Source organism: Sphingobacterium sp. UBA1498 (genome assembly GCF_002325125.1).
Lineage (GTDB): Bacteria > Bacteroidota > Bacteroidia > Sphingobacteriales > Sphingobacteriaceae > Sphingobacterium.
Genome location: NZ_DCRG01000004.1, coordinates 304,792 through 329,490, shown reverse-complemented (window position 1 = coordinate 329,490; position 24,699 = coordinate 304,792). Strand labels below are relative to the sequence as shown.

General features: G+C 41.0%; 19 protein-coding genes and 1 tRNA gene. 16 read left to right on the top strand and 4 right to left on the bottom strand.

Translation table 11 applies throughout. The annotated features are described in order from the left end of the window. Positions 1–108 precede the first annotated feature (108 nt). The gene (gene purD, locus B3139_RS04270; RefSeq protein WP_293880109.1) at positions 109–1,383 is read left to right on the top strand and encodes a phosphoribosylamine--glycine ligase; all 1,275 of its coding nucleotides are present in this window, start codon (positions 109–111) and stop codon (positions 1,381–1,383) included. Positions 1,384–1,470: 87 nt separating this feature from the next. Beyond that, positions 1,471–1,542, top strand: a tRNA-Glu gene (locus tag B3139_RS04265). 109 nt (positions 1,543–1,651) lie between these two features. On the opposite strand, the gene B3139_RS04260 is transcribed toward B3139_RS04265, so the two are convergent. After that, positions 1,652–2,269 carry a hypothetical protein gene (locus B3139_RS04260; RefSeq protein ID WP_293880107.1) on the bottom strand — a complete coding sequence of 206 codons (618 nt, stop codon included), beginning with the start codon at positions 2,267–2,269 and terminating at the stop codon, positions 1,652–1,654. Between the two features lie 684 nt (positions 2,270–2,953). Between B3139_RS04260 and B3139_RS04255 the strand changes: the two genes are divergently transcribed. The 9 genes from B3139_RS04255 (at position 2,954) to B3139_RS04215 (ending at position 14,151) form a co-directional block, all read left to right on the top strand. Beyond that, positions 2,954–3,439: a DUF4385 domain-containing protein gene (locus tag B3139_RS04255; protein WP_293880105.1), complete on the top strand. Its 486-nt coding sequence runs from the start codon at positions 2,954–2,956 to the stop codon at positions 3,437–3,439. Next, a complete protein-coding gene (locus B3139_RS04250) occupies positions 3,426–3,566 on the top strand; it encodes a DUF2256 domain-containing protein (RefSeq protein ID WP_293880103.1) in 141 nt (46 codons plus the stop codon). The genes B3139_RS04255 and B3139_RS04250 overlap by 14 nt, the downstream gene beginning before the upstream one ends. Before the next feature lie 91 nt (positions 3,567–3,657). Then, complete coding sequence (locus B3139_RS04245) at positions 3,658–3,900, top strand: DUF3253 domain-containing protein (RefSeq protein ID WP_293880101.1); 243 nt, start codon at positions 3,658–3,660, stop codon at positions 3,898–3,900. A 129-nt stretch (positions 3,901–4,029) separates the two neighbouring features. Continuing rightward, a complete protein-coding gene (locus B3139_RS04240) occupies positions 4,030–5,100 on the top strand; it encodes a hypothetical protein (RefSeq protein ID WP_293880099.1) in 1,071 nt (356 codons plus the stop codon). A gap of 597 nt (positions 5,101–5,697) precedes the next feature. After that, entirely contained in the window at positions 5,698–7,155 is a 1,458-nt protein-coding gene (locus tag B3139_RS04235; RefSeq protein WP_293880097.1) for an IPT/TIG domain-containing protein, read from the top strand. An 11-nt stretch (positions 7,156–7,166) separates the two neighbouring features. Further along, positions 7,167–10,280 carry a SusC/RagA family TonB-linked outer membrane protein gene (locus B3139_RS04230; RefSeq protein ID WP_293880095.1) on the top strand — a complete coding sequence of 1,038 codons (3,114 nt, stop codon included), beginning with the start codon at positions 7,167–7,169 and terminating at the stop codon, positions 10,278–10,280. A gap of 11 nt (positions 10,281–10,291) precedes the next feature. Further along, entirely contained in the window at positions 10,292–12,349 is a 2,058-nt protein-coding gene (locus tag B3139_RS04225) for a RagB/SusD family nutrient uptake outer membrane protein (RefSeq protein WP_293880093.1), read from the top strand. Between the two features lie 15 nt (positions 12,350–12,364). Then, positions 12,365–13,348, top strand: coding sequence for a DUF4973 domain-containing protein (locus B3139_RS04220; protein ID WP_293880091.1), 984 nt, complete (start codon positions 12,365–12,367; stop codon positions 13,346–13,348). 56 nt (positions 13,349–13,404) lie between these two features. Then, positions 13,405–14,151, top strand: a complete 747-nt coding sequence (locus tag B3139_RS04215) for an aspartate/glutamate racemase family protein (protein WP_293880089.1) — start codon at positions 13,405–13,407, stop codon at positions 14,149–14,151. A gap of 113 nt (positions 14,152–14,264) precedes the next feature. Here B3139_RS04215 and xseB read toward each other — a convergent pair whose 3' ends face one another. Next, positions 14,265–14,486, bottom strand: coding sequence for an exodeoxyribonuclease VII small subunit (xseB, locus tag B3139_RS04210; protein WP_209577096.1), 222 nt, complete (start codon positions 14,484–14,486; stop codon positions 14,265–14,267). 40 nt (positions 14,487–14,526) lie between these two features. Further along, the gene (gene xseA, locus B3139_RS04205) at positions 14,527–15,813 is read right to left on the bottom strand and encodes an exodeoxyribonuclease VII large subunit (RefSeq protein ID WP_293880087.1); all 1,287 of its coding nucleotides are present in this window, start codon (positions 15,811–15,813) and stop codon (positions 14,527–14,529) included. Between the two features lie 230 nt (positions 15,814–16,043). Between xseA and B3139_RS04200 the strand changes: the two genes are divergently transcribed. The 3 genes from B3139_RS04200 (at position 16,044) to radA (ending at position 20,456) form a co-directional block, all read left to right on the top strand. Next, on the top strand, positions 16,044–17,768 hold the full coding sequence (locus tag B3139_RS04200) for a serine hydrolase domain-containing protein (RefSeq protein ID WP_293880085.1): 1,725 nt from the start codon (positions 16,044–16,046) through the stop codon (positions 17,766–17,768). Further along, positions 17,765–18,925 (top strand): dipeptidase, encoded by a 1,161-nt coding sequence (locus B3139_RS04195; protein WP_293880083.1) that lies wholly within the window; start codon positions 17,765–17,767, stop codon positions 18,923–18,925. Before B3139_RS04200 ends, B3139_RS04195 begins: the two co-directional genes overlap by 4 nt. A gap of 145 nt (positions 18,926–19,070) precedes the next feature. Continuing rightward, positions 19,071–20,456 carry a DNA repair protein RadA gene (radA, locus tag B3139_RS04190; protein ID WP_293880081.1) on the top strand — a complete coding sequence of 462 codons (1,386 nt, stop codon included), beginning with the start codon at positions 19,071–19,073 and terminating at the stop codon, positions 20,454–20,456. A 185-nt stretch (positions 20,457–20,641) separates the two neighbouring features. On the opposite strand, the gene B3139_RS04185 is transcribed toward radA, so the two are convergent. Then, positions 20,642–21,325 (bottom strand): peroxiredoxin family protein, encoded by a 684-nt coding sequence (locus tag B3139_RS04185; protein ID WP_293880079.1) that lies wholly within the window; start codon positions 21,323–21,325, stop codon positions 20,642–20,644. 72 nt (positions 21,326–21,397) lie between these two features. Here B3139_RS04185 and B3139_RS04180 point away from each other — a divergent pair, with 72 nt between their 5' ends. Continuing rightward, the gene (locus tag B3139_RS04180; RefSeq protein ID WP_293880077.1) at positions 21,398–22,546 is read left to right on the top strand and encodes a methionine aminotransferase; all 1,149 of its coding nucleotides are present in this window, start codon (positions 21,398–21,400) and stop codon (positions 22,544–22,546) included. A gap of 144 nt (positions 22,547–22,690) precedes the next feature. Then, positions 22,691–24,619 carry a glucosamine-6-phosphate deaminase gene (gene nagB, locus B3139_RS04175; RefSeq protein ID WP_209577109.1) on the top strand — a complete coding sequence of 643 codons (1,929 nt, stop codon included), beginning with the start codon at positions 22,691–22,693 and terminating at the stop codon, positions 24,617–24,619. The last annotated feature ends 80 nt before the right edge of the window (positions 24,620–24,699 follow it).

The window sequence follows — 24,699 nt, the reverse complement described above, 5'->3', positions numbered from 1 at the left end:
TATGAAAATTAGAAAATATTTTTCCTTTAATCAATTTATAAATTAAATATTAGTCTTATTTAAAACCACTGATACCTTAAATTAGCATAAAAAAAATATCTTTGTGTTATGAATATCCTAATAATCGGTTCAGGAGGTCGTGAATCGGCCTTTGCCTATAAATTGTCGAAAAGTCCACGTTTAGATCAATTGTTTATTGCTCCAGGCAATGCAGGAACGGGTGCGTATGGTCAGAATGTAAATATTAAGGTTACTGACTTTGCAGCACTTGCTACCTTCGTTCTGGAAAATAATGTGCACATGGTGCTGGTAGGTCCGGAGGAGCCCTTGGTTAAAGGTATTCATGATTACTTCTTAAACCGGGAAGACTTAAAGCATATCCCCGTTATAGGACCGCAACAGGAGGGTGCTCAGCTGGAAGGCTCAAAAGATTTTTCAAAGCAGTTTATGGATCGCCATGGTGTACCTACAGCAGCTTCGAGGTCCTTTGATGCGACATCCTTGGACGAAGGGCTGGCGTATCTTGAAACGCAAAAATTACCTATTGTGCTGAAGGCGGATGGTCTGGCTGCAGGTAAAGGGGTACTGATTTGCGAGACCCTAGAGGATGCTCAAGCTGAGTTAAAGGCGATGATTGCAGATTCTAAATTTGGGGAAGCGAGCCGGGTTGTGGTTGTTGAAGAATTTTTAAAAGGAATTGAATTGTCAGTTTTTGTTTTGACAGATGGCAATTCGTATAAAGTGCTTCCTTCTGCAAAAGATTATAAACGTATTGGGGAAGGCGATACAGGTCTAAACACTGGAGGCATGGGGTCGATATCTCCTGTTCCTTTCGCGGATGAGACTTTTTTGAATAAAGTTGAAGAGCGCATTATCAGACCAACAGTAGAGGGACTTAAAAAGGATGGTATTCCTTATAAAGGGTTTATCTTCATTGGACTGATGAATGTGGAGGGGGAACCTTATGTGATCGAATATAATGTTCGTATGGGGGATCCGGAAACTGAATCCGTATTGCCACGAATTGAATCGGATCTGTTGGATTTATTGGAAGGTGTTGCTCAAGGCAATTTGGATCAACGCTCTTATACAGTATCGCCTCAAACTGCAGTAACAGTGATGTTGGTTGCCGGCGGTTACCCCGGAGATTATGAATCTGGAAAAGAGATAACCAATATTGAAAATGTCAAAGAGTCCATCGTATTTCAAGCAGGTACGAAGGAAGTAGAGGGCAAGATCGTTACAGCAGGTGGGCGTGTCATTGCCGTGACCACATTACAGGATACTTTGTTTGAAGCCCTTCAACAGGCTACAGCAGATGCGGGAAGAATTTATTTTGAAGGAAAATACTTCCGAAGAGATATCGGTTTTGATCTTATTTAAAAAATATTAAAATTATTTTTGGAATACTGATTTTAAGGTCTATATTTGCAACTCCAAAAACAACAATGTTATTGGAATTGCCTAAAAGGCCCGTTCGTCTAGGGGTTAGGACGCAAGATTTTCATTCTTGAAACAGGGGTTCGATTCCCCTACGGGCTACAGATCTAAAAGTCAACACATAGAAAAGCCTGCAAATTAAATATTTGCAGGCTTTTTTGTTTTTCAGCTTTTTCTTACAGAGTATACGGGTAGAAATAGCGGCCCTTCTCTAATCTCTTGAAAAGACCATTATTACTTTGGAACGAAAGCTATCCTTGCCGCTATAGCTGATTTCCTGCTGCAATTTTAATGAATTTTCATCGACGGATATATCCCACCAATCTATATCTTTCCTGAGCTTTGGGTAATAATCTGCGAGGGAATCGACAATTCCTGTCGCAGGGTTTCCCCATTTCTCTACCCATGCGGATGGATTAAATGTCTTGTTTTCCTTAAGCAAGAGATGGTTTCCTGCGACCTGATAATAATATTTGCGGTAATAAATAGGTTCTCTGGTCTGGATTCTACCGTCTTTAATGCTTACATCTGCGCCTGGTAGATCCCATTTTCCGCCATCTTCGGTACTAATTGAACCGATAAAATACGGCTCCATCAACCGTAATGAAGCACTGTCACGACCATCAAAAATCAGATATTGGTAAGGTAGGTTGTCTGTCTGAACATTACTGTTTCCATTTTTATCACCCTTGGAAAGGGTAGTTTCATAACTTTTTAAGTGCCATTTTCCTTTCAGGAGGTTAGTCATATCCTGTCCAGAATTTTCTTTTTTGCAGGAAACAAACAATAGGGCAAAAACGAGCACAAGGATCAATCGGTTTCTCTTCATGGCATAATAACGGTTCTTGAATGGCTAAAATAAGAAACCTAAATATGAGTTCAAAATCTATGAAGACTTAGCTTTTGGGCTGCGGTAGTGGGGATAGAAGATTTTTTAATTGGGACGCTTTTGGTAGGTATAATTTTGAAATTTATTATTTAATTTATCGATTGAAAATGGAAGCCATGCCATATCTGCGATTAAAACCTACAGCCAACCAATACCAGACCAATTCCTGCTCTTTTCCCAGCATTGCTCGAACTTTCTTCGGGCGGGCTTCGGATCTGCCTCGGGTAAAATTCGAGGAAAAGCCGAGACCAATTCGATAAAAGTTAGAAGTTAATAGGGAGTTAGTGATGAAACAGTCCCCTGAAGATGATATCGCTACATCGTCGGATAGCCGTTGAAACCGCCTCTGGATTTCTTTGAGAAGCGTTCGAGACAAGGTTGGCTCACCTTGGACTGTCGAACTGCTCGTATATCAATGTTCTGGTTATAGGAGCTGATTTTGTTTGCAAAAAAAATGAGCAGAATCAAAATATGATAGATTTAGCCAAACTATTTGTACCGAAATGCAGTTTTTTACCTATCTAAATAGGGGTAGCTTTATGAAATGAGCATAATATAGTGACCATAAACTTGCACAAAACACACAGCCCTATTAAAAGAAAGGTAAAAATCTAAAATATACGTATGAGCACCCCAAAGCCGAGCTACCTGAACTTTGATAAAAAGCACTACCCTTGGAAGCCCGATATTGATTATCGTTTGAAACCAGCCGAATACCGAGTTGGTAAAGGAGAACAGGGAGTGTTGATCTGTGAACCGTATAAATCGGAAATTGGTCGTTATTGGCGCTTTAAAACTGAGGCCATTGCCGAGGAGAGCAGTGAGAAGATTTTCAATTTGTTCGAAGATTATCTAAAAGCGGATGACTTTGTTGGAGCAGACATGGCACGCAAGTATCTGCAGATGGGATACACGCGTGCACGTCGCTACGCCAACTATAAAGGAGGGAAAAAGTACGATAAGGAAGATGATTATGCGCTAATGGAACGTGGGACGGGTGATAGGGAGAAGGCTGCAGCGGCAGAAGTGTTCTATAAACGATGGAAGCAGGCAGAAGCCAATGTGCAATACGGTTCGATGAAAAAACAATGGAAAGATGAAAGGGGTTAAAAAGCAAGATCTACCGCAGAAGATTTGCGCGACCTGTGGAAGGTCATTTACCTGGCGTAAAAAATGGGAGAAAAATTGGGCAGATGTCAAATATTGTTCAGAGCGTTGCAAGAAAAAGAAGACATAATAACTTGTCTATTGACGCTACGACATACTTAAAAACGATACCTAAAGTGTTCAATTAAAAACTTCAAGAAGCTTTTCTCTGTTACTACACTATGAAGCAAGAGGCAATAATTGAAAGCATCTTATCAGCTGCCGAAGCCCGTGGTAGCGAAAAGACATTCTGTCCTTCTGAAATTGCCAGGGAACTTTTTCCAAAGGATTGGCGTGCACATATGCAAGAAGTTGTCAATGTAGCTATTTCATTGCAGAATCAGGGGAAAGTTTTGATCACCCAAAAGGGAAAGGCCATTGATCTCAATGATATCAAAGGCCCCATTCGTATTAAAGGCGTCTAAATGTGTATTAGAATACCAAGCATATAGATAATCACTAAGGTAATTAACGAATACCTATAAACGCTGAAGCAAAAAAGTTATTAGATGGCATACTATAACGTCACCATAAAATAATAAACGAAATAAGAGATGAAAAAAATGTGGATATGGGGCAGTGTTGTATTACTAATTGCTGTCGGATTTTATGTTTTTCTTTCAAGTAAAAAGTTAATAATAGATCATAATAGTCAACCTTTGGATGTTAAGTATTCTGATTTGCAGGAAATTAACGGGGATTACAATTCTGATATTTTTGAGGTAAGGTTGATTGCTGAGGTCGAAGTTACAAGTAGTGCCTCTCCAAATCCTATTCGTATCTTCCCCTCGGTTAATGGTCAATTGATCCTAGAATGTGATGCGAAGGTAGATGATGAAACGAGCTTTGATTACCGTTATTATAAAATAGATAGAACCGGGGTTGTAACAGATTCCATTTATTCATCTTACAGCGATTATCAGGTGCAGTTCATTGATGATTTTATGGTGTATACAAGTGACAAAGATGGGCATTATACGACCTGGCCGCTTAATGGCGACACTACTAAACGTCGTTTGGTTGAGCTAAATACTGATCTGATCTGGGCGGATGAAAAGGTTGAGGCCATGACAAGGGAGATAAATAAGAGTGCGAAATATTGGTTTTCTAGCTCATTTGGAAATGATAGCGTCTGGTATAGAAAGACCTACTTTTATGCCGATGGAAAATGGAAGCTGTTATGGCAGAAACTGCTAGGTTATACAAATGTATCGGATGAGGAGAGTGGAAATAGATATCGTAAAGATGTTTTCCGGAGTGGAGAGGTAGGTTTTGAAATGCCTAAAGATGTGAGGCTTCTATATTTCTATCCAGAAGATAAGATGAAATATCACCATATCATTGGCGGGGGAGCTGGAGGTTTTAGTGTGTACAATTGGCGTGGCCAAGGTTTTTTTGAAACCAATGTCGCTGGTAAAAATTTTAGATTTAAGGTTCCCCGATTGGTGGTGGAGAAAGAAAAGTATAATGGATTTAGACCCAGCCTCTATACTGTCAGTGAGGCCGGAGGCTCAGCAGAGATATACAATCCCGCTTTCTATCATTCGCCAAACGGTTTTTCTTTCTATTCACCCAACTCACAACAGATGTTTATCATCAAGATGAAGAGGAGACAATTAGATTGATCGTCTTAGGCGATACAAGTCGAAAGGCCTCAGGAATAACATCTGTTAACAGCTACTAGCCCCCTTTATGTAGTCATGATACAAATCCGCATATTATTGAGATAATTCTATCCTATCAGAATCGTTACAATCTCTAAATTTGATTAATCAATTATAGAAAGAAAAACCTTAGAGAAGCATTTAGAAAATCAAGTCAGAAATTAATCATCCATCTTCTTTGTGAAGAAGCTAGTGCAAATCTTGGGAAAGGTAATGTTGGAGGTCAATATGAATTGCGGGAATCAATTAGAAAATTATTAGAACTATAAATTTAAAAAACCAGAAGACTTTGAAACTATTGTCGTAAAGTCTTTTTTTAGCTTAGGATAGCTAATACCATTTAGCTTTAAAAAAAATAACCAATTATGTATACGTCAAAACTAAGCGTTCGCCCGATAATAGGGCGGGCATCAATCCGTTCGTCTTAAAATTACCCTAAAATAGCTGGTATGTATTGCTAAAAAATGAATGAATATGTACCAAATCGGTGAATCAAGGATTCATGGAAGGTGATATACTCATGTTTATAAAAATAAACTCTAATCAATTAAAAACCTTATGAGAACTAAACAGATAGCTGCTAATAATGGATTCCTAAATCGGTTGATTTGGGCCATTACAGTGCTTATTTTGGGCTTTGGAAGCTGTAAGAACGACAATATTGGCAGCATTTCAGAGGGTGTGCCATTTGATCCTTCACAACCTGTTGTTGTCTCGGACTTTGCGCCTAAATCAGGTGGTATGGGGCAACGACTGGTGATTTATGGGAAAAATTTTGGAAACGATCCAAAAAATGTACAGGTATTTATCGGGGGCAAAAAAGCTGTGGTAATCAACGCTTTGGGTGAATCCCTTTATTGTCTGGTACCAAAACAGGCATTTAAAGGGGATATAGAAGTGCGCGTTGGCGCTCAAGAAAAGCCTGTTATCGGTAAGGCGCAAGAGCCTTTTGACTATCAGCGTAAATTGGTGGTGTCGACCCTAGCAGGTTATCGAAATTCACGTGGCGATGAGCCTTGGAAAGACGGGAAGTTTAAAGATGCTGATCAGAACAAGATGGCAAGTGGTTTTTGGCTTTCTTCTTTTATGAAGTTTGATCCCCTAAACCCAAAGCATCTTTGGATGACCTTCGATAATAATAATGGCCTGTATCTGATCAATTTCGAGGATAGCACAATTACTAAAAAACGGTCGGATTTTGATCGCCCTCGTAGTGTCGACTTTTCTGTAGACGGCAATTATATGATTGTTTCGCAGGATCGTGGTGGCGAAAATGATGAATCTACCTTATTGTTTTCGCGAGCAAGGAATTTCCTCGATAAGGAAGTCCTGACAAGAAGTAAACAATGTAATGGAGCGTCAATTCATCCCGTAAATGGTGAAATGTACTTTAATAGCTACGCAAAAGGGGAATTTTACCGTTTTGACCTCAATCAATATTTCACAGATAAGACAACGAAGGCAGAGTTTCTATATGTTATTCAGGATCCACAATGGGAATACCGCGCGTTGATTCATCCAAGTGGTAACTATGCTTATATCTTGGTGATCAACCAGGGCTATATTATGCGTGCCGATTACAATTGGGAAAAGAAACGTTTTAATCAACCTTATCTGGTTTGCGGAAAAGTTAGGGAATCGGGGTACAAAGATGGTGTAGGTTCTTCCGCTCGTGTAAATGAACCATACCAAGGTGTATTCGTGAAAAACCAAACCTACGTAGAAGCGGGAAAACCTGATCAGTATGACTTTTATTTTACGGACCAGATGAATCATGCGATTCGTGTGCTTACACCAGAGGGAGCTGTAACCACATTTGCTGGTCGAGGAAGCTCAAGCCTCAATAGCAACCCTTATGGTTATGTCAATGGTGATTTGAGAGAAGAAGCGAGATTTGACCGTCCATCAGGTATCGCTTACAATGAGCAAGAGGGAGCTTTTTATATTGGCGACCGCGAGAATCGACGCATCCGTAAAATCGCGTTAGAGGAGATGGATGAAAATAACCAAGATTAACCTGTGATAAGATGATGAATAAAATAGTATTTACATGTATGTTACTCCTCTGTGCCACTTTCGGTGCGCTGGCACAGGATGTTTTGGAAGTAACGGGTGTCGTTGTCGACGCCCAAAAGGCACCAATTATTGGTGTCAGCATCTTTGTGAAGGATGCGCCGGGGTTAGGAACAACAACAGATAATAAAGGGAGTTATCGGATAAAAGTAGAGCGATACAAGACGCTGGTCTATTCATCTGTTGGTTACAAAAAGCAGGAAATACTGGTGAAAGATAATCGCGTTATCGATGTGACACTGAATGAATCGGAGACCAGTGTGCTCGATGAAGTTGTCGTAACCGGTACGGGTACACAAAGAACACTGACATCGACTGCAGCGACCAGTAGTGTTAACGTCAACGATATGAAAGGAAATCCAACATCGAGTATTAGTAACGCTTTAATTGGAAATGCGCCTGGAGTTTTAGGTATGATGCAGTCTGGTCAGCCAGGAAAAAATATTACCGAGTTTTGGATCCGCGGTATTTCGACCTTTGGTGGAGGTGCTTCTGCTCTTGTTTTGGTCGATAATATCGAGCGGAATATCAATGACATTAATATCGAAGATATTGAAACCATTAATATCCTGAAAGATGCCGCTGTGACCGCAATCTACGGTTCCAGAGGGGCAAATGGTGTCATTTTAATTACAACAAAGCGCGGTAAAGATGGTAAGATCAGTATTAATTTTAAAGATGAGAATATCTATAATAGCCGTACCATTACACCTGAATTTGAAGACGGCGTTACCTATGCAAATCTATTGAACGAGGCACGTATTACACGAAATTTTGCCCCGATTTATCAACCTGAAGAATTGGAAATACTACGTTTGGGATTGGATCCGGATCTCTATCCCAATGTAAATTGGAAAGATTTATTGCTCAAAGACGGAGCGATGACTTACCGGGCGAATCTGAATATGACAGGCGGTGGAGCCACAGCACGTTATTTTCTGTCGGGAAGTTATATCGATGAAGGTGGTATGTATAAGACCGACGAAACGCTACGGAATGATTACAATACCAACGCAAATTACAAAAGGTATAATTATCGGTTGAATACAGATATTAACGTAACTAAAAGTACCGTGTTAAAAATAGGTATTGCAGGCTCTCTCAATAAAAGAAATAGTCCAGGTTTAGGAGACGATGATTTTTGGGGAGTGTTATTTGGATATTCTCCCATTCGCACGCCGGTAATCTATTCAAATGGTTATGTTCCTGCCATTGGAACAGGAAATCAGACCAATCCTTGGGTAGTTGCTACGCAGACAGGATACAATGAAAATTGGCAAAACAATATACAGACCAATATCTCCATTGAACAAAATTTTGACTTTATAACTAGGGGGTTACGTTTTAGGGGAATTATTGGATATGATACCAATAACGATAATACAATATCGCGACGTAAATGGCCTGAACAATGGCGCGCAGAACGCGCCCGTGATGAGAATGGTAATTTGATCTTCACACATATTTCAAATCCGCGAGAGTTATATCAGGCCAGCAGTGCCAGTGGCGAGCGACGCGAATTCTATGATATGATGTTTAACTATGATCGTAGTATCGGGAATCATACTGTTGGTGCCGTGGCCCGTTTTACCCGTGATGCACTTATTCGCACAGTCAATCTTGGCGATGATATCAAAAATGGAATTGCAAGAAGAAATCAGGCCTTAGCTGGCCGGGTAACGTATAATTGGAAGTCACGTTACATCGCTGATTTTAATTTTGGCTATAATGGTTCGGAAAATTTTGCCCCGGGTCGACAATATGGTTTTTTTCCTGCGGTTTCTGCAGCCTGGAATATCGGCGAAGAGCCATTTGTGAAAGATAATATTTCGTGGATGAATATGTTCAAGATCCGGTACTCCTGGGGAAGAGTAGGTAACGATCAGTTATCCGGTGGCGCACGCTTCCCTTATCTATCGACAATTAGTGAAATCGGACGTTTTGAAGACCAGGTATGGATTCCCGAAGGGGGGTATCAGTGGGCAGACTATGGTTTCGACCGATACTATGGCGGAATGAAATATAGTCAGGTATCTTCCTCCAATGTGACCTGGGAGATGGCGACTAAAAAGAACCTGGGATTTGATCTGGCGCTTTTTAAAGATAAGATAGTTGCCAATTTAGATTTCTTCAATGAGGAACGTACGGGCATATATATGGCTCGAAATTATTTGCCTGCGCTAGTCGGATTAGAATCTATACCAAGCGCGAATGTGGGAGCGGTAAAATCAAGAGGTTTTGATGGACGCCTACTATATAACCAGAAAGTGGGCGAAGTCAATTTAACTGCCAGAAGTAATATTATCTATAGTAAGAATGAAATCACGGAGATCGATGAGGAATATAACGTGTATGGCTATCAAAACCAAAAAGGCTATCGGGTTGATCAGGCAAAAGGACTCATTGCTTTAGGCCTATTCCAAGATTATGATGACATACGCAATAGTCCTAAGCAAACATTTGGCAACTACCAACCAGGCGATATTAAATATAAGGATGTTAATGGTGATGGCATCATCGACGACGGTGATCGTGTCGCTATCGGAGCAACAAGACGTCCGAATCTAGTCTACGGTGTCGGGGCGTCAGCAAGCTGGAAGAACCTGGATATTAGTGTGCACTTTCAGGGATCTGGTAAATCGACGTTCTTTACCTATGGAAAAACAGTTTATGCGTTTAGTGAAGGTGAATGGGGACAAGTGTTGAAGGGGGTAATGGGCGATAACCGTTGGATTTCGGCTGATATATCCGGTGATCCATCGACAGAAAACCCGAATGCTTCTTATCCGAGGTTGAGTTATGGTCCTAATCCGAATAACTTTAGAGAGTCAACATTTTGGTTGAAGAATGGGCAATACCTTCGTTTGAAAACCTTGGACATCGGGTATACCCTGCCAAAGCAAATGACCAACCGGATAAAAATCAATAGCATCCGTTTGTTTTTAGTTGGTTCAAATCTGCTGACCTGGTCAAAGTTCAAGCTTTGGGATCCGGAGCTAGCGACGCCAAGGGGTGAAGATTATCCATTGCCTAAGTCGTTTACATTTGGTATCAATGTCAACCTATAAAATCAAGAAAGATGCAAAGAAATAAAATATGCGTAGCAATGCTGCTTGTGCTGGGAGCAAGTTTTGTCTCATCCTGCAAAAAGGATTATTTGAAATCCGATCAATATTTTAAGGATCGACTTAATATAGAGAAGACCTTTAAAAGTAAGGTATATTCGGAAGAATGGTTAGCGCATGTATTTGAGGAGTTTAAAGGAGAGAATGCTGATGTTGCCAGTAAAGGTTTGACGCCGCATTGTTTTGCTGATGACATGTATTACGGTGATCGAGATAGAGATTATGATCCCTCAAAAAATGAACTCTCTTACAACATGTTCAAAATGGGCCAATATACTGAAAGTGATAAACAGGGTACATGGACGCAATCCTACCGGGGCATTCGTAATGCGTCGACCTTCATTCAGAACATATACATGAACAGTGAGATGTCGGCAACTGAAATTTCGGATTATCGTGGGCAAGCACGATTTGCTCGGGCATACCTTTATTGGCTGTTGCTCCGTAAATATGGGCCCATTCCGCTGTTGCCGGATGAAGGACTGGATTATACGGATAGCTATGATGATCTGGCGATTCCGCGGAGCACCTATGAGGAGTGCGCAACCTATATCAGTGATGAACTGCTGCAGGCAGCTAGAGAAATGGAGTCTTTAGGGATGAAGCGCGGACAAGATGGCTCTGCTCGACCAACTGTGGGGGCGGCGTTGGCTGCCCGTGCCAAAGTCTTACTCTACGCCGCAAGTCCATTGGCCAATGGTAATAACTCCGGTTATGCAGCATTATTGGTCGATAAAAAGGGTAAACGCTTGCTTTCAGCAGAATTCAAGGAAGAGAAATGGGCGAAAGCTGCAGCTGCCGCACGAGACGTAATCGAGCTCGGCGTGTACAAGCTGTATACAGCGCCTTTTCAGGAGACTGGTGATGATGCTACCGTCAAACCTCCCGAAGATCACAATTTTTCAGCTAAAAGCTGGCCTGAAGGATGGGCAAATATTGACCCCATGAAATCGTATGCACAGGTCTTCGACGGTACGTTGTCTGCCTCAGGCAATCCGGAACTGATATTTACCCGTGGTAGCAACCAGCCCAATGAAGGGATTGACCAAATGGTTATTCATCAATTGCCACGCTCGGCGACAGGATGGAATACCCACGGACTGACACAGAAACTAGTCGATGCGTATTATATGAATGATGGTACAGATGTACCGGGTAAAGATAAGGAAATAGGTCGAGGTAACGGCTCAAACAGAAGTACGGGATATGTTACCCAGGACGATTATAATGCAAAAAAATACCGACCACTGCGCGCAGGTGCTTCTCTGCAATATGCGAATCGTGAACCCAGGTTTTACGCCTCAGTAGCTTACAGCGGAAGTTTTTGGACGCTGCTGAATGAGACAAAAGAGGAAAATCGTAATAAGCAAGTTTTTTATTACAGTGCAGATCCCAAAGGCAATGGCTTTAACTCCGCCAATGGGTATTGGTTGCGTACGGGTTTTGGTGTTAAAAAGTTTGTTCACCCGAGTGATACTTACGAAGGTGGTGTAGGGTCACGTGTGGTACCCAAGGCAGAGCCTGCAATCCGTTACGCAGACATATTATTGATGTATGCCGAAGCATTAAATGAATTAAGTGGTTCTTTTACAATTCCATCGTGGCGGGGGGGGAGTTACACTTTAAGTCGTGACATCGCTGAAATTAAAAAAGGTATTCAGCCTGTACGGATCCGGGCGGGAGTTCCGGATTATCCGGAAAGTGTATATGGCAGTAAAAACGAATTGCGTCGTACGATTAAGCGTGAACGTTTCATCGAGCTGATGGGCGAAGGACAACGTTATTATGATTTACGTCGCTGGATGGATGCTCCAGTGGAAGAAGCCCTGCCGGTTTATGGCTGTAATGTCTTAATGAATGAAAAAGAACGTGATCTCTTTTACCAACCCGTTGCGATTTGGACACTGAAAACGACCTTCGCAGACAAAATGTGGTTTTGGCCAATCAGCCATACAGAACTTAAACGCAACAAGAATTTAACACAAAATCCTGGTTGGACTTATAATGATTAATCAATTATAAAATTTATGAAAAAGTCATCGATACAGCTTTTTTTCCTGATGGTGTTATTCGTCTGCAACGCCTGCAACGACGAATGGAAAGAGGAGCAATTTGAACATTATGTCTCATTTAAGGCCCCTCTGGAAAGTGAGGGAGTCGCCAATATTTATGTCCGTTATAAAGACGGACAAAAAACTACATTTTTACAGCCGCTGGAAGTGAGTGGATCGACAACAAATGATATGAATCTTTCCGTACGCGTTGGTGTAGACGCTGATACATTGGGCATATTGAATTATGAACGTTTTCAGAACAGGCAAGATTTTTATTACAAACAGCTGGATAATAGCTATTTTTCTATTCCCGAAACGGTGAACATAAAAACAGGAGAGAATACAGCATTGATGGCTATTGATTTTTCGTTGAAAGGAATTGATATGGCCGAAAAATGGGTGCTTCCGCTGACGATTTTGGAAGATCCTGCTGCGCAATACAAAATCAATCCCAGAAAACATTACAAAAAAGCATTACTACGTGTCAATCCATTTAATAATTATTCAGGAACGTACAGCGGGACAGCCTTAAAAGTTGTGATGGATGGGCATGAAAGTGAAACACCGATTGTGAAAAGTCAAATAAGAAGTTACGTGGTTGATGAAAATACGATTTTCTTTTATGCGGGAAATATTGATGAAGATCGTAAAGACAGGAAGAATTATAAAATCTTTGCAACCTTTAGTGAAACCGGAGGGGTTACTTTTCGAGCCGAAAATCCAAATATGAAGTTTGCTGTTAAAAAAGACGCAAGTTATACGATTTCGGAACAAATGGATGCTGTCCGTCCTTATTTATTACATCGTTATATTACTTTAAATAATGTCGATTATGAATTTACCGATTATACCTTAGTTTCTACCACAGCAATTAAATTTAAAGTTTCAGGATCATTAATCTTAGAGCGGCAGTTAAATACACAAATTCCTGATGAAGATCAATCGATAGAATGGTAATTTCTCCAAACCATTTTTGATGCTATTGGTTATATCATCGATATAATAATAGCATTATGATTGGTATAGTCGGTGGACTTGGTCCTTACAGCGGCCTAGATATTACAAAAAAAATTATTGATGAAACAGCGGCAAGATCCGATCAGGAACACTTGCCGCTATTATTGTTCTCATGTCCTCATTTAATCCCGGATCGGAAAGCCTATTTATTGGATGCATCCAATGAAAATCCTGGAAAGGCCATCGCTTCGGTGCTACAAAAATTGGAAATGGCGGGCGCGACCATCGCAGCAATTCCGTCAAATATCGTACATGCAGAGCCTATTTTTTCTGTCGTTAAAGAGGAAATTGCACGCACCGGAAGCACGTTACAACTATTGCATATTGTTCATGAGACCGTGCGATTTGTGGACGAGAACTACCCTGATAACATGGTGGGTGTTATTTCTACTGCAGGCGAGCAGCTATATAGTTTATATCGGGAGGCTTTTATTGAAAAGGGCTTTGATGTCGTCACACCAGAAGGAACGGAACAGGAAAAGGTAAATAATGCAATCTATGATGCTGAATATGGAATAAAAGCGCAGCCTGTACCGATTGCGAATAAGGCGAGGGAGGATTTATTATCGGCCATGGATGACTTGAAGAAAAAGGGCGCACAAGTCATTATCTTGGGATGTGCGGAGTTACCTTTGGCTATTCCGGAACGAGATTACAATGGTATGATCGTCATAGACCCGAATAGAATTTTAGCGCGTGCACTCATTCATGCGGTTGCTCCCGATAAATCAAAGCCCTTGTAGTCTATTCTTTGCTTCGCAGAAAAGTGTACATCAAATGGTTGAAGGTCTTCTATAATCTTATATAATTTTGATGAAATTTCTTCTTTAATAGAGAGGTCATTTGATAGATCTCTCTATTCTTCTTCATTGGTCTCTTCTGCTGGTGATATTTTCTGTAATAAACTATTCACCTCTTCCTCTGTCGCCGTTAATTTGGCTTTACAGACCTGAATAAGGTCTGATGCTCTTTTAATCTTTTCGGCGAGTTCATCAATGTTTGTTGAACCATTCTCAATTTCCCTTACAATAGTTTGTAACTCGTTAAAGGCATCTGTATAGGTATAATTCTGTTCCATTATGATATGCTTTCTTTAAATTTTTTTGCCAATCGCTAAATTATGCATTGTCTTCGTCCAATTCCTGTTTTGGAAATTTATCCGTCACTGTGCTTAGCAATTCTCCATCTTCGAGTATGGTTTGTATGACATCGCCGGGTGATACTTGGGTAATCGACTGCAGCAGTTTTCCATTAACTTTTGTAATTGAAAATCCCTGTTTTAATAATCGAATTGGATCAGCCAGCTGAATAATTCGCTCGGTATGCGCCAGCGCTGTCTTATGCTCGTAAAAGCGCAATTTTATCAAGGCGCTAAGTTCATGCTGAAATTGCTGAATGGCCGTTCTGGCGCTTTGTATTTCTCTTTTTCCGACCCATTGAATATGCGTTGCGGTTTGAGATAGCATGTTGCGCTCTTCTTTAAACCGAGTAGCAATAAGTTGCTGTATTCGCTCCGCTGCCTTATCGACCGGAATAGCGAAATTGTGAAACTTTTGGATCAAAAAGTCGGCGAGCTCACTGGGGGTGATCGCATTCTTATAAGCGACCATTTCGCTGACCGTATAATTTGTTGAATGTCCAATACCGGTTAATACTGGAATTGGAAACATCGCGATAGCCCGCGCCAGTAAATAATTGTTATAACTAGAAAGACCGACTTCACCACCCCCGCCCCGGATAATGGCAACGACATCGTACAAGCTGATTTTTTCGGCAATAACGGCAAGTTGGTTGATAATGGAAGGCACTGACTTGTCACCCTGTAATAATGCGAGGAAGAGTGTGCATTCGATGCGGTAACCCCAAAGGTTTTGATTAATAATCTTGTAAAAATCAGAAAGCCCCTTACTTGTTTCTACCGAAATGATCGCTAGTCGTTTGGGAACGGCTGGAAAGGCCAACAACTTATTAGACTCATAAATGCCTTCTGCCTTCAGCTTTCGAATACTGTCCAACTTCTCCTTTTCAAGTTCGCCTAAGGTAAATGTCGGATCGATGTCAACAATGCGCAGGCTCAATCCGTACATCGGATCATAGGAGATACTTGCCTGAAATAACATCGTAATTCCTTCTCGTAACGGTTCTTGAGCAATCTTAAGAAAACTGTTGTTGATACGGTTGTAATCGGTTTTCCATAAGATAGACCGCATTTCAGCGACAATTTTACCGTCCTGTTTTTCGACTAGCTCGGGATAACAATGGCCAGAATGGGTATAATGATTGAGCTTGTTCATTTCCGCTTTAATCCAGTACAAACTCTTGTACCGCTCTGCAAGTGTCTTTTGGATACTGCGGCTAACTTCCAGTAAGGAAAATATGGTTTTATCTTGAATCAATTCTGGCATTAGTCAAACTTACAGAAAAAACCCTCAGGATGCAATCGGTACCCGGCTAATCAAAGGCTATTTGAAATTCGCTTAAAGATTGCTTGTACCTCTAAAGTTAAAGGAAAAAGACATTTTAATTCGAAGACAGTTTTAACGTAACAAAATTGATTTTTTTTAACCGTCCTGTATTCCTTGTGTATTTAATTCGTATTTTTATTTGATAGAACCTAAAAAACGATAAAAGCAGAATGAAAAAAGGACTTTTTGGGGTGTTATTTGCAGGTTTGTTCTGTATTAGCCCCCTGTTTGCTCAATATAAATCTAATGTTAAAAATGAAACAATACTGTTTAATAACCGCGATCAGTTGCTGCCTTTGAAAAATCTAGATCGGCTTCGCATCGCTGTTGTTGTTCCCAATGCAGTAAAATATAATGTGTTTACAGAGCAGTTGGCCCGTTATGCAGACACTAGAGTTTTTGATTTTAGTAAATTCGATGAAGATATAAAATACTATAATACAATTATTGTCGCTGGAAAGGAAGATGACTTGGATGCAGATTGTCTCGCCCAGTTGAAACAGGCCGTATTAAACAATAAGAAAGTCATCCTTTGTCATTTTTTCGAAAATGAAAAAAGCAAAAAGACACTAACTGAACACATATCGTCTGACTTGATCGAATTATTAGCCCCTTTTTCAGAAACTGGACAACGTCACGTCGCAATGTCAGTTTTTGGTGGAGTTCCCATCACTGCTGGTGATGTTAAAACTACACAGACAAGACTGCAGTACGGCTCTGCGTCAAGCGCTCATCTGAATCTGTCGAAATTGACCAAGAAAATTGATGCTATTGCCCAAGAAGCCATTGATAAGCAAGCAACGCCTGGAGCTGTTGTCATGATCGTAAAAGATGGACAGGTTCTGCTGGAGAAATCTTATGGATTCCACAGCTATTCCAAAGCTATTCCTACAAAAACAAATGATATTTTCGATCTGGCATCTGTCAGTAAGATAGCAGGCACAACACCTGTAATTATGCGCCTTACAGAGCGGAATGTGATCAATTTGGATAGTACCATGGGCCATTACTTATGGCAGGCCAAGTATACCAATAAAAAGGACATTAAACTGCGTTCCGTCATGTTGCACGAGGCCGGTTTTACACCCTTTATTCCCTTTTATAAATATCTGAAAGCTGGAGACGTCGTTTCAGTTCCGGATGCTAACCATCAAGTAAAAATGGCGGATAATAGTTATATTCTCAACGATTATTACCGTGATTTTATGTGGCCAGAGATGTTAAAATCTCCCGTAAAGCCCACAGGAAATTATGTATATAGCGATATCAGCATGTATGTGATGAAGGAAGTTGCAGAACATCAGACGGCTGAGCCAATGCAAGATTACGTGCAGGAGAACTTCTATAGGCCATTGGGCATGACGCGTGCTGGTTATCTTCCCAGAATACGTTTTGCAAAAGAAGAAATTGTTCCTACCGAACAAGATACCTCTTTTCGAAAAACATTGTTAGAAGGCTATGTACACGATCAAGGTGCGGCAATGGCTGGAGGTATTGCCGGGCATGCCGGACTATTTGCTACCGCAAACGATTTGGCGATCTATGGTCAGCTCTTACTCAATAGAGGAGAATACGGTGGAGAGCGCTACTTTAAAACGGAAACAATAGATTTATTTACATCCAGGCAATCGACAAGCAGTCGCCGGGGATTGGGTTTTGACCGTTGGGATCCCAATCCTAAAAATGAATATCCATCGAAGTTAGCAAATAGTTCCGTCTTTGGTCACACAGGCTATACTGGAACATGTATCTGGATTGATCCACAAAATCAATTGATCTATATCTTTTTGTCCAATCGGGTACACCCTCAAGTGACGACCAAGCTTTTGGATCTGAATATCAGAAGCAGAATTCAGGATGCTATTTATGAATCGATCAATGAAAGTCAACGATGATTAAGAGCCTCATATTACTAGGGCTAGCAATGACAGCAGGTACTTCTATTGGATATAGCCAAAACTATAAAAAAATCCACCAGAATATGGTCGTCGTCGATGGACACAATGATGTGATTTATGCATCCATTTTTCAGGGGAAAGATATTGGCCAACGGTTAAAAACAGGTGCTACTGATTTGCTGCGGCTACGGGAAGGTGGTGTCAATGTGCAGGTATTTGCGGTATGGTCCGATGATGCTAAATGGAAAACCGGTGCATTCAAGCACGCAAATGACCAGATAGATGCCTTGGAAAAAATGATTGCGGCAAATACCGATAAAATAAGTCTGGCAAAGTCTTCACAAGCTATCGATTCGATAGTAAAAACAGGAAAAATAGCCGCTTTGATCGGTGTGGAAGGTGGAAATATGATTGAAGAAAGTCTGGATAATCTTGAGCAACTGTATGCCCGTGGTGCCAAATATTTAACCTTGACCTGGAATTATAATTTGTCTTGGGCAAGTTGTGCCGCGATGGAATCAGACAACATGGATTCCAAGGATAAAGGGTTGACGGAGAAAGGTCGAACAATTATCCGGAAGATGAACGAACTGGGCATGATGGTTGATTTGTCCCATGGTGGCGAACAGACCTTTTATGACGTGTTGGCGGTATCGACAAAACCGATCTTGGTTTCCCATAGTAATGCCTTTGAATTATGTCCACATTTCCGAAACCTGAAAGACGCACAGTTGGAGGCGCTGAAAAGCAATGGGGGTGTGGTTGGTGTAAATTTTTATTCGGGTTTTTTGGATCCTGCCTATGAAGCGAGGCTTAAGGGTTTGTATCTAAGCAAATTTGGTGATGATGGGACATCAAAACTGAGTACTTGGTCTATGTATGAAAAGTTGCCAAAGAAACTTCAGCGACAGGCGGATGCTCCATTGTCGAAATTATTGGATCATATCGATTATCTGGTCAAAAAAGTTGGTATTGATCACGTTGCGGTAGGCTCAGACTTCGATGGCATAGAATCCTCACCGCAAGGTTTGGAAGATGTTTCTAAGTTTCCGCTATTGACTAAAGCACTGCTGGAGCGAGGGTATTCACATGTGGATATAGCGAAAATTATGGGACAAAATTTCTTGCGAATTTTGAAAGAAAATGAAGAATAAACACTTCTTTTTTTTTTAAGGCTTTTCAGTAACGTTCCGGTATACATGCCGCATTATTGAGGTATGTGTAATAGCTTGGGTAAGATGTAATGCGTGCGGCCATGTCATTACGCTTTTAACAGCTATAAATTTGTAAATTCGTAGCATGGCAAAATCAAAATCAGCATACTTCTGTCAAAATTGTGGCTATGAATCTCCCAAATGGATGGGACAATGTCCTTCCTGTAAGCAATGGAATAGCTTTGTTGAAGAAGTGGTCGAAAAAGGGAGTTCAAAAGTCCCCGAATGGCGTAGTTCTACAACTGGGGGCAATACGAAAAGGGCGAATAAAGCGGCTATTATTCACGAAATTGTTTACCAAGATGAGTCTCGTATATCCACGCCTGATCAGGAGTTTAATCGGGTTCTTGGTGGCGGGATTGTTCCGGGGTCACTGGTGCTTATCGGTGGAGAACCTGGGATTGGAAAGTCAACGTTAATGTTGCAGTTAGCTTTATCCATTCCACAAGTCAAGACACTTTATATTTCCGGGGAGGAAAGTGAGCAGCAGATCAAGATGCGGGCTGAACGACTGTCACAGTCATCCAAAGCTAATTGCTATATCCTGACGGAAACATCCACGCAAAATATTTTCAAGCAGATCGAGACGGTACAGCCCAATGTCATTGTTATTGACTCGATACAGACTTTACATTCCGCACAGATTGAATCCGCTCCGGGTTCGGTTTCTCAGGTTCGCGAATGTACCGCTGAATTGTTGCGGTTTGCCAAGGAGACGAGTACTCCCGTCTTTATTGTGGGGCATATCACCAAGGATGGATCGATTGCTGGGCCCAAGGTATTAGAGCATATGGTGGATACCGTACTCCAATTTGAAGGCGATCGTCACCATGTCTACCGCATTTTGCGGGCCGTAAAAAATCGCTTTGGATCGGCTTCAGAACTGGGCATTTACGAAATGCAGGGGTCAGGACTGCGGGAAGTGTCCAACCCTTCTGAGATTATGATTTCGCAACGTGACGAGCCAGTCAGTGGAGTTTCCATTGCGGCAATGCTGGAAGGGATGCGGCCAATGATGATCGAGGTGCAAGCGCTGGTGAGCAACTCAGCATTTGGTACAGCACAGCGTTCTTCTACGGGGTACGATACGAAACGGTTAAATATGCTTTTGGCCGTTTTGGAGAAACGCTTTGGCTTTAGACTGAGTGCACAAGATGTATTCCTGAATATCGCCGGTGGACTGCGCGTAGAAGATCCAGCAATCGATCTGGCCGTAGTGGTAGCGATTATTTCTTCACAGCAAGATATACCGATTCGCTCTAATCTGACTTTCGCAGGTGAAGTTGGATTATCGGGCGAGATAAGAGCTGTAAATCGGATTGAACAAAGAATACAAGAGGCTGAAAAGTTGGGGTTTGATGGTATATTTATTTCTAAATTCAATACCAAAGGCCTGGATGCGAAAAAATATACTATTGCAATTCGGCCTGTCGCCAAGTTAGAGGATATATTCAGTGCGTTATTTGGTTAGTAGAAGCGCCTTGTTTGGTTGGTAAATAAGCGTCTAGTAAGGATTACGGGATGTATTTTACGCATCAGTTTGTGCAGAAAACGTTTTGCTGTAGTTTGCGTTGAGAAACACCGTCGTCATTAAACCTAAAAAGACCATGCGCTCTTAAAGGCATGGTCTTTTTATTGGAATTGGTCATCTATAGGTTACTTTTTCAATACTTCTTTCAATTTTGCACGTAAAGCATCACCGTGTAAATTTTTCGCCACAATTTTTCCATTGGGATCAATCAGCACGTTCTGGGGAATAGATTTTACACCATATAGCGTTCCGACATCATTCTGCCAACGTTTTAGATCCGAAACATGTCTCCAGTGTAGTTTATCGGCATGAATGGCTTTAATCCAGGAGTTGCGGTCCTTATCAAAGGATATTCCCAATATTTCAAAGTTTTCACCTTTGAATTGTTGGTATGTTTTTACAAGATCTGGACTTTCTACGCGACAGTCCGGACACCAGGAGGCCCAAAAATCAAGAAGCACATATCTCCCTTTAAAATCCGAAAGTTTGACGGGGTTTCCGCTGGTGTCATTTTGGGTAAATGCTGGTGCTATTTTTCCAATTTGAACGGTTTCTAACGTATTTAAATAATCTTGAAACTCTTTCCCTTCACTTGAGTTTTTTACAGTATTACTCAAGGAATTATAAAGTGCCTGAAGCTCTGTGTAAACAGGATCATAACCTCCGACTCTACGCAAGTCAACCAACGTCGAGATAGAATCGGGAGCAGCCTTAACACGAGCAATATACTCTTCTTTGGTAAGTTCCTTTTTTTGCGCTGATCCGAAAAATGGCAGAATCAAAAAAAGTAGTGTGATGTATTTTATCATATTACTATTCTTATATATATTTACAAATATAAGAAAATCCACTAATTTAGTAGATTAATAAAATGTCAAAAAATGAACTTCAACCTAGCCTCTAAACTTCCGCATGTTGGTACGACGATTTTTACTAAGATGACCATGTTGGCCAATGTGCATCAGGCCTTAAATCTTTCCCAGGGTTTTCCCGATTTTGAAGCCGATCCGAGGTTGGTAAAATTGGTTACTGAGGCGATGCTAAAGGGATACAACCAATATGCACCAATGATCGGAGCACAGTCTCTACGGGATGCGATCGTCAAAAAATATGATCAGATTTATAACGTTGAGGTCGATGCAACGGAAGAATTAACCATTACCTCAGGGGGGACGCAAGCCATTTTTACAGCTATTGCTACCGTAATTAGACCGCAGGATGAGGTTATTATATTTGAACCTGCATACGATTGTTATGCGCCAACCATCGAACTGTTTGGCGGTAAGGTTGTGCCCGTCCGATTATTGGCGCCCGATTTTCAGATTGACTGGGATTACGTAGCAACATTAATGAACAGTAAAACGCGACTGATTATTATCAACAATCCGAATAATCCAACGGGGAAAGTATTGGGCAAGGAAGAACTGATTAAGTTGGGAGCGCTATTGGAGGGGACTAACATCCTGTTGCTGAGCGATGAGGTATACGAGCATATTGTGTTTGACGGGGCAGCGCCGCAGTCGGTACTGGAAATACCTACTCTGCGTGAACGAAGTTTTGTTGTCGCCTCCTTCGGTAAGTTGTTGCATACTACAGGCTGGAAAATTGGTTACTGTATTGCCCCGCCGAAATTAACCCACGAATTCAGAAAAGTACATCAGTTCAACGTATTTAGTGTCAATACCCCTATGCAATATGCTATAGCAGAGTATCTAGCCGATATAAGTTATGTAAAAAGTCTATCGGACTTTTTTGAGCGTAAAAGAAATCTACTGAAAGAAGGATTAAAAGGTTCACGTTTTACGATTCTTCCTTGTGAAGGGACTTATTTCTTGAATATAAATTATAGCGGCATTAGCAATGAAAAGGAATTTGAATTTGCCTGCTCCTTAACAACACAACATAAGATAGCAACAATTCCACTGTCCGCATTCTATAAAGAGGTTACAAATCAGCAGGTTTTACGCGTTTGCTTTGCGAAGAGGGATGAAACATTATCAAAAGCGATAGCGATTTTGAATCAAATTTAAAGGTATTTAGGCGCTAAAAATGTAGCTAAAAGGTTTTATTTAAAATATTGCTAAGAAAGAAGTACTTTATTAAAATTTTACTTCAACTTGAGTCACTAATTTTATAAATTTGTAATTCACGTTTATCAATATACCCATAAAAAAATGGCTAGATTAAATTTATTGGAAGAGACACGCTTCGAAAGAGTCCCCGTGAGCGTCTATCCAGATCAAAATTCAGCTTCGAAAAACGTTGCAAATCGTATAGCTGAAATTATTCGTGCAAAGCAAGAGAAAGGTGAGAAGGCTGTTCTAGGCCTTGCTACTGGCGCCACACCGGTAAAGGTCTATCAAGAACTGATTCGCTTGCATAAAGAAGAAGGTTTAAGCTTTAAGAACGTGATTACCTTCAATCTTGACGAATACTATCCTATGCAACCTGATGCGGATCAGAGCTATGTTACGTTTATGAACAAAAACTTGTTCGACCACGTAGATATCGATCCGGCAAATGTAAATATTCCAGATGGTACCTTAGCTCCTGATCAAGTAAATGCATTCTGTGCGGCTTACGAGCAGAAGATTACAGCGGCAGGAGGGTTAGATATTCAATTATTAGGTATCGGCCGTACAGGCCACATCGGGTTCAATGAACCAGGCTCTGCGCCTAATTCAGGCACACGTGTGGTCACCTTAGATGATTTGACTCGTCGTGATGCTTCCCGTGCTTTTGGTGGAAAAGAAAATGTACCAACAAAAGCAATTACCATGGGAGTGGGAACAATCTTCAAGGCAAGAGAAATCATTTTAATGGCATGGACTGAAACAAAAGCTGAGATTATTAAAAAAGCCGTTGAAGGCGAAATCTCCGCAGAGATTCCTGCAACTTATCTTCAATTGTCTGACCATGTTGAATTTGTATTGGATGAAGCCGCTGCTTCGTTGCTGACACGTTTTGATCTTCCTTGGTTGGCAGAAGACGTTACTTGGACACCTTCGCTCATTAAGAAAGCCGTTGTTTGGTTAGCGTTAGAAATCAAAAAACCAATCTTGAAACTTACCGATGAAGATTATAATGCACATGGTATGGCGAAGTTGGTTACAGAGACTGGCCCTGCATATAATATTAATATCCGTATATTTAATGAACTTCAGCATACGATCACTGGATGGCCCGGGGGCAAACCCAATGTCGACGACTCACAACGTCCTGAGCGTGCCAATCCAGCTAAGAAAAATGTGATTGTATTTTCTCCACACCCTGATGATGATGTGATCTCTATGGGGGGGACATTTATTCGTCTGGCAGATCAAGGGCACAATGTCCATGTTGCCTATCAGACGTGTGGTAACACGGCGGTTTGGGACGATGATGTGATACGTTATCTGGAGTTTGCCGAAGATCTCGCTAAACAGATCGGAGCGGACTCAGAGGCGGCCCAGATTGGTCGGATTTATGATGAGGAGCGAGCAATTTTTGCAACAAAAAAACCGAATCAGATTGACACCGAATTGGTCCGTAAAATCAAAGCATTGATTCGTAAAGGAGAGGCTATCGCGGGAGCTCGTTTGGTAGGTTTGCCGGATGAAAATATCCACTTCCAGGATCTGCCTTTCTATGATAGACAGAAGTTTTCGAAAAATGTATCTTTCGAAGACGATATTCAGCAAACAATGGAGTTATTGCGTCATGTAAAACCACATCAGGTGTTCGCTGCAGGTGATTTTGCTGATCCACATGGTACACATAAAGTATGTTTTGACATTTTGTTTGAAGCATTAAATAGGTTGAGCAAAACAGATGAGTGGACCAAAGATTGTTGGTTATGGTTATACCGAGGAGCATGGCATGAATATCCTATTCATGAAATCCAAATGGCCGTTCCTTTATCTCCACAAGAAGTTTATCGTAAGCGTTTGGCTATCTTTAAGCATCAGTCTCAAAAAGACTTACCTGTATTCCCTGGTGATGATCCACGTGAATTCTGGGTACGTGCAGAAGATCGCACGAGCGAAACAGCAGCTTTATATGATCAATTAGGTCTAGCAAATTACGAAGCCATTGAAGCATTTGTAAGATGGAAATTTGATTAGATTAACACGTTAGTTTATACGCAAGAATATCTATAAACAAAATCCCTGCTTCAAGATCGAAGCAGGGATTTTTGTTTATA

Excerpts from the sequence above, each read along its gene's own strand:
- purD (WP_293880109.1), top strand. The coding sequence starts at position 109 with ATGAATATCCTAATAATCGGTTCAGGAGGTCGTGAATCGGCCTTTGCC.
- B3139_RS04215 (WP_293880089.1), top strand. The coding sequence starts at position 13,405 with ATGATTGGTATAGTCGGTGGACTTGGTCCTTACAGCGGCCTAGATATT.
- B3139_RS04235 (WP_293880097.1), top strand. The coding sequence starts at position 5,698 with ATGAGAACTAAACAGATAGCTGCTAATAATGGATTCCTAAATCGGTTG.
- B3139_RS04260 (WP_293880107.1), bottom strand. The coding sequence starts at position 2,269 with ATGAAGAGAAACCGATTGATCCTTGTGCTCGTTTTTGCCCTATTGTTT.
- B3139_RS04225 (WP_293880093.1), top strand. The coding sequence starts at position 10,292 with ATGCAAAGAAATAAAATATGCGTAGCAATGCTGCTTGTGCTGGGAGCA.
- B3139_RS04185 (WP_293880079.1), bottom strand. The coding sequence starts at position 21,325 with ATGATAAAATACATCACACTACTTTTTTTGATTCTGCCATTTTTCGGA.
- xseB (WP_209577096.1), bottom strand. The coding sequence starts at position 14,486 with ATGGAACAGAATTATACCTATACAGATGCCTTTAACGAGTTACAAACT.
- radA (WP_293880081.1), top strand. The coding sequence starts at position 19,071 with ATGGCAAAATCAAAATCAGCATACTTCTGTCAAAATTGTGGCTATGAA.
- B3139_RS04195 (WP_293880083.1), top strand. The coding sequence starts at position 17,765 with ATGATTAAGAGCCTCATATTACTAGGGCTAGCAATGACAGCAGGTACT.
- B3139_RS04220 (WP_293880091.1), top strand. The coding sequence starts at position 12,365 with ATGAAAAAGTCATCGATACAGCTTTTTTTCCTGATGGTGTTATTCGTC.
- B3139_RS04255 (WP_293880105.1), top strand. The coding sequence starts at position 2,954 with ATGAGCACCCCAAAGCCGAGCTACCTGAACTTTGATAAAAAGCACTAC.
- nagB (WP_209577109.1), top strand. The coding sequence starts at position 22,691 with ATGGCTAGATTAAATTTATTGGAAGAGACACGCTTCGAAAGAGTCCCC.
- B3139_RS04245 (WP_293880101.1), top strand. The coding sequence starts at position 3,658 with ATGAAGCAAGAGGCAATAATTGAAAGCATCTTATCAGCTGCCGAAGCC.
- B3139_RS04230 (WP_293880095.1), top strand. The coding sequence starts at position 7,167 with ATGATGAATAAAATAGTATTTACATGTATGTTACTCCTCTGTGCCACT.
- B3139_RS04200 (WP_293880085.1), top strand. The coding sequence starts at position 16,044 with ATGAAAAAAGGACTTTTTGGGGTGTTATTTGCAGGTTTGTTCTGTATT.
- B3139_RS04240 (WP_293880099.1), top strand. The coding sequence starts at position 4,030 with ATGAAAAAAATGTGGATATGGGGCAGTGTTGTATTACTAATTGCTGTC.
- B3139_RS04250 (WP_293880103.1), top strand. The coding sequence starts at position 3,426 with ATGAAAGGGGTTAAAAAGCAAGATCTACCGCAGAAGATTTGCGCGACC.
- B3139_RS04180 (WP_293880077.1), top strand. The coding sequence starts at position 21,398 with ATGAACTTCAACCTAGCCTCTAAACTTCCGCATGTTGGTACGACGATT.
- xseA (WP_293880087.1), bottom strand. The coding sequence starts at position 15,813 with ATGCCAGAATTGATTCAAGATAAAACCATATTTTCCTTACTGGAAGTT.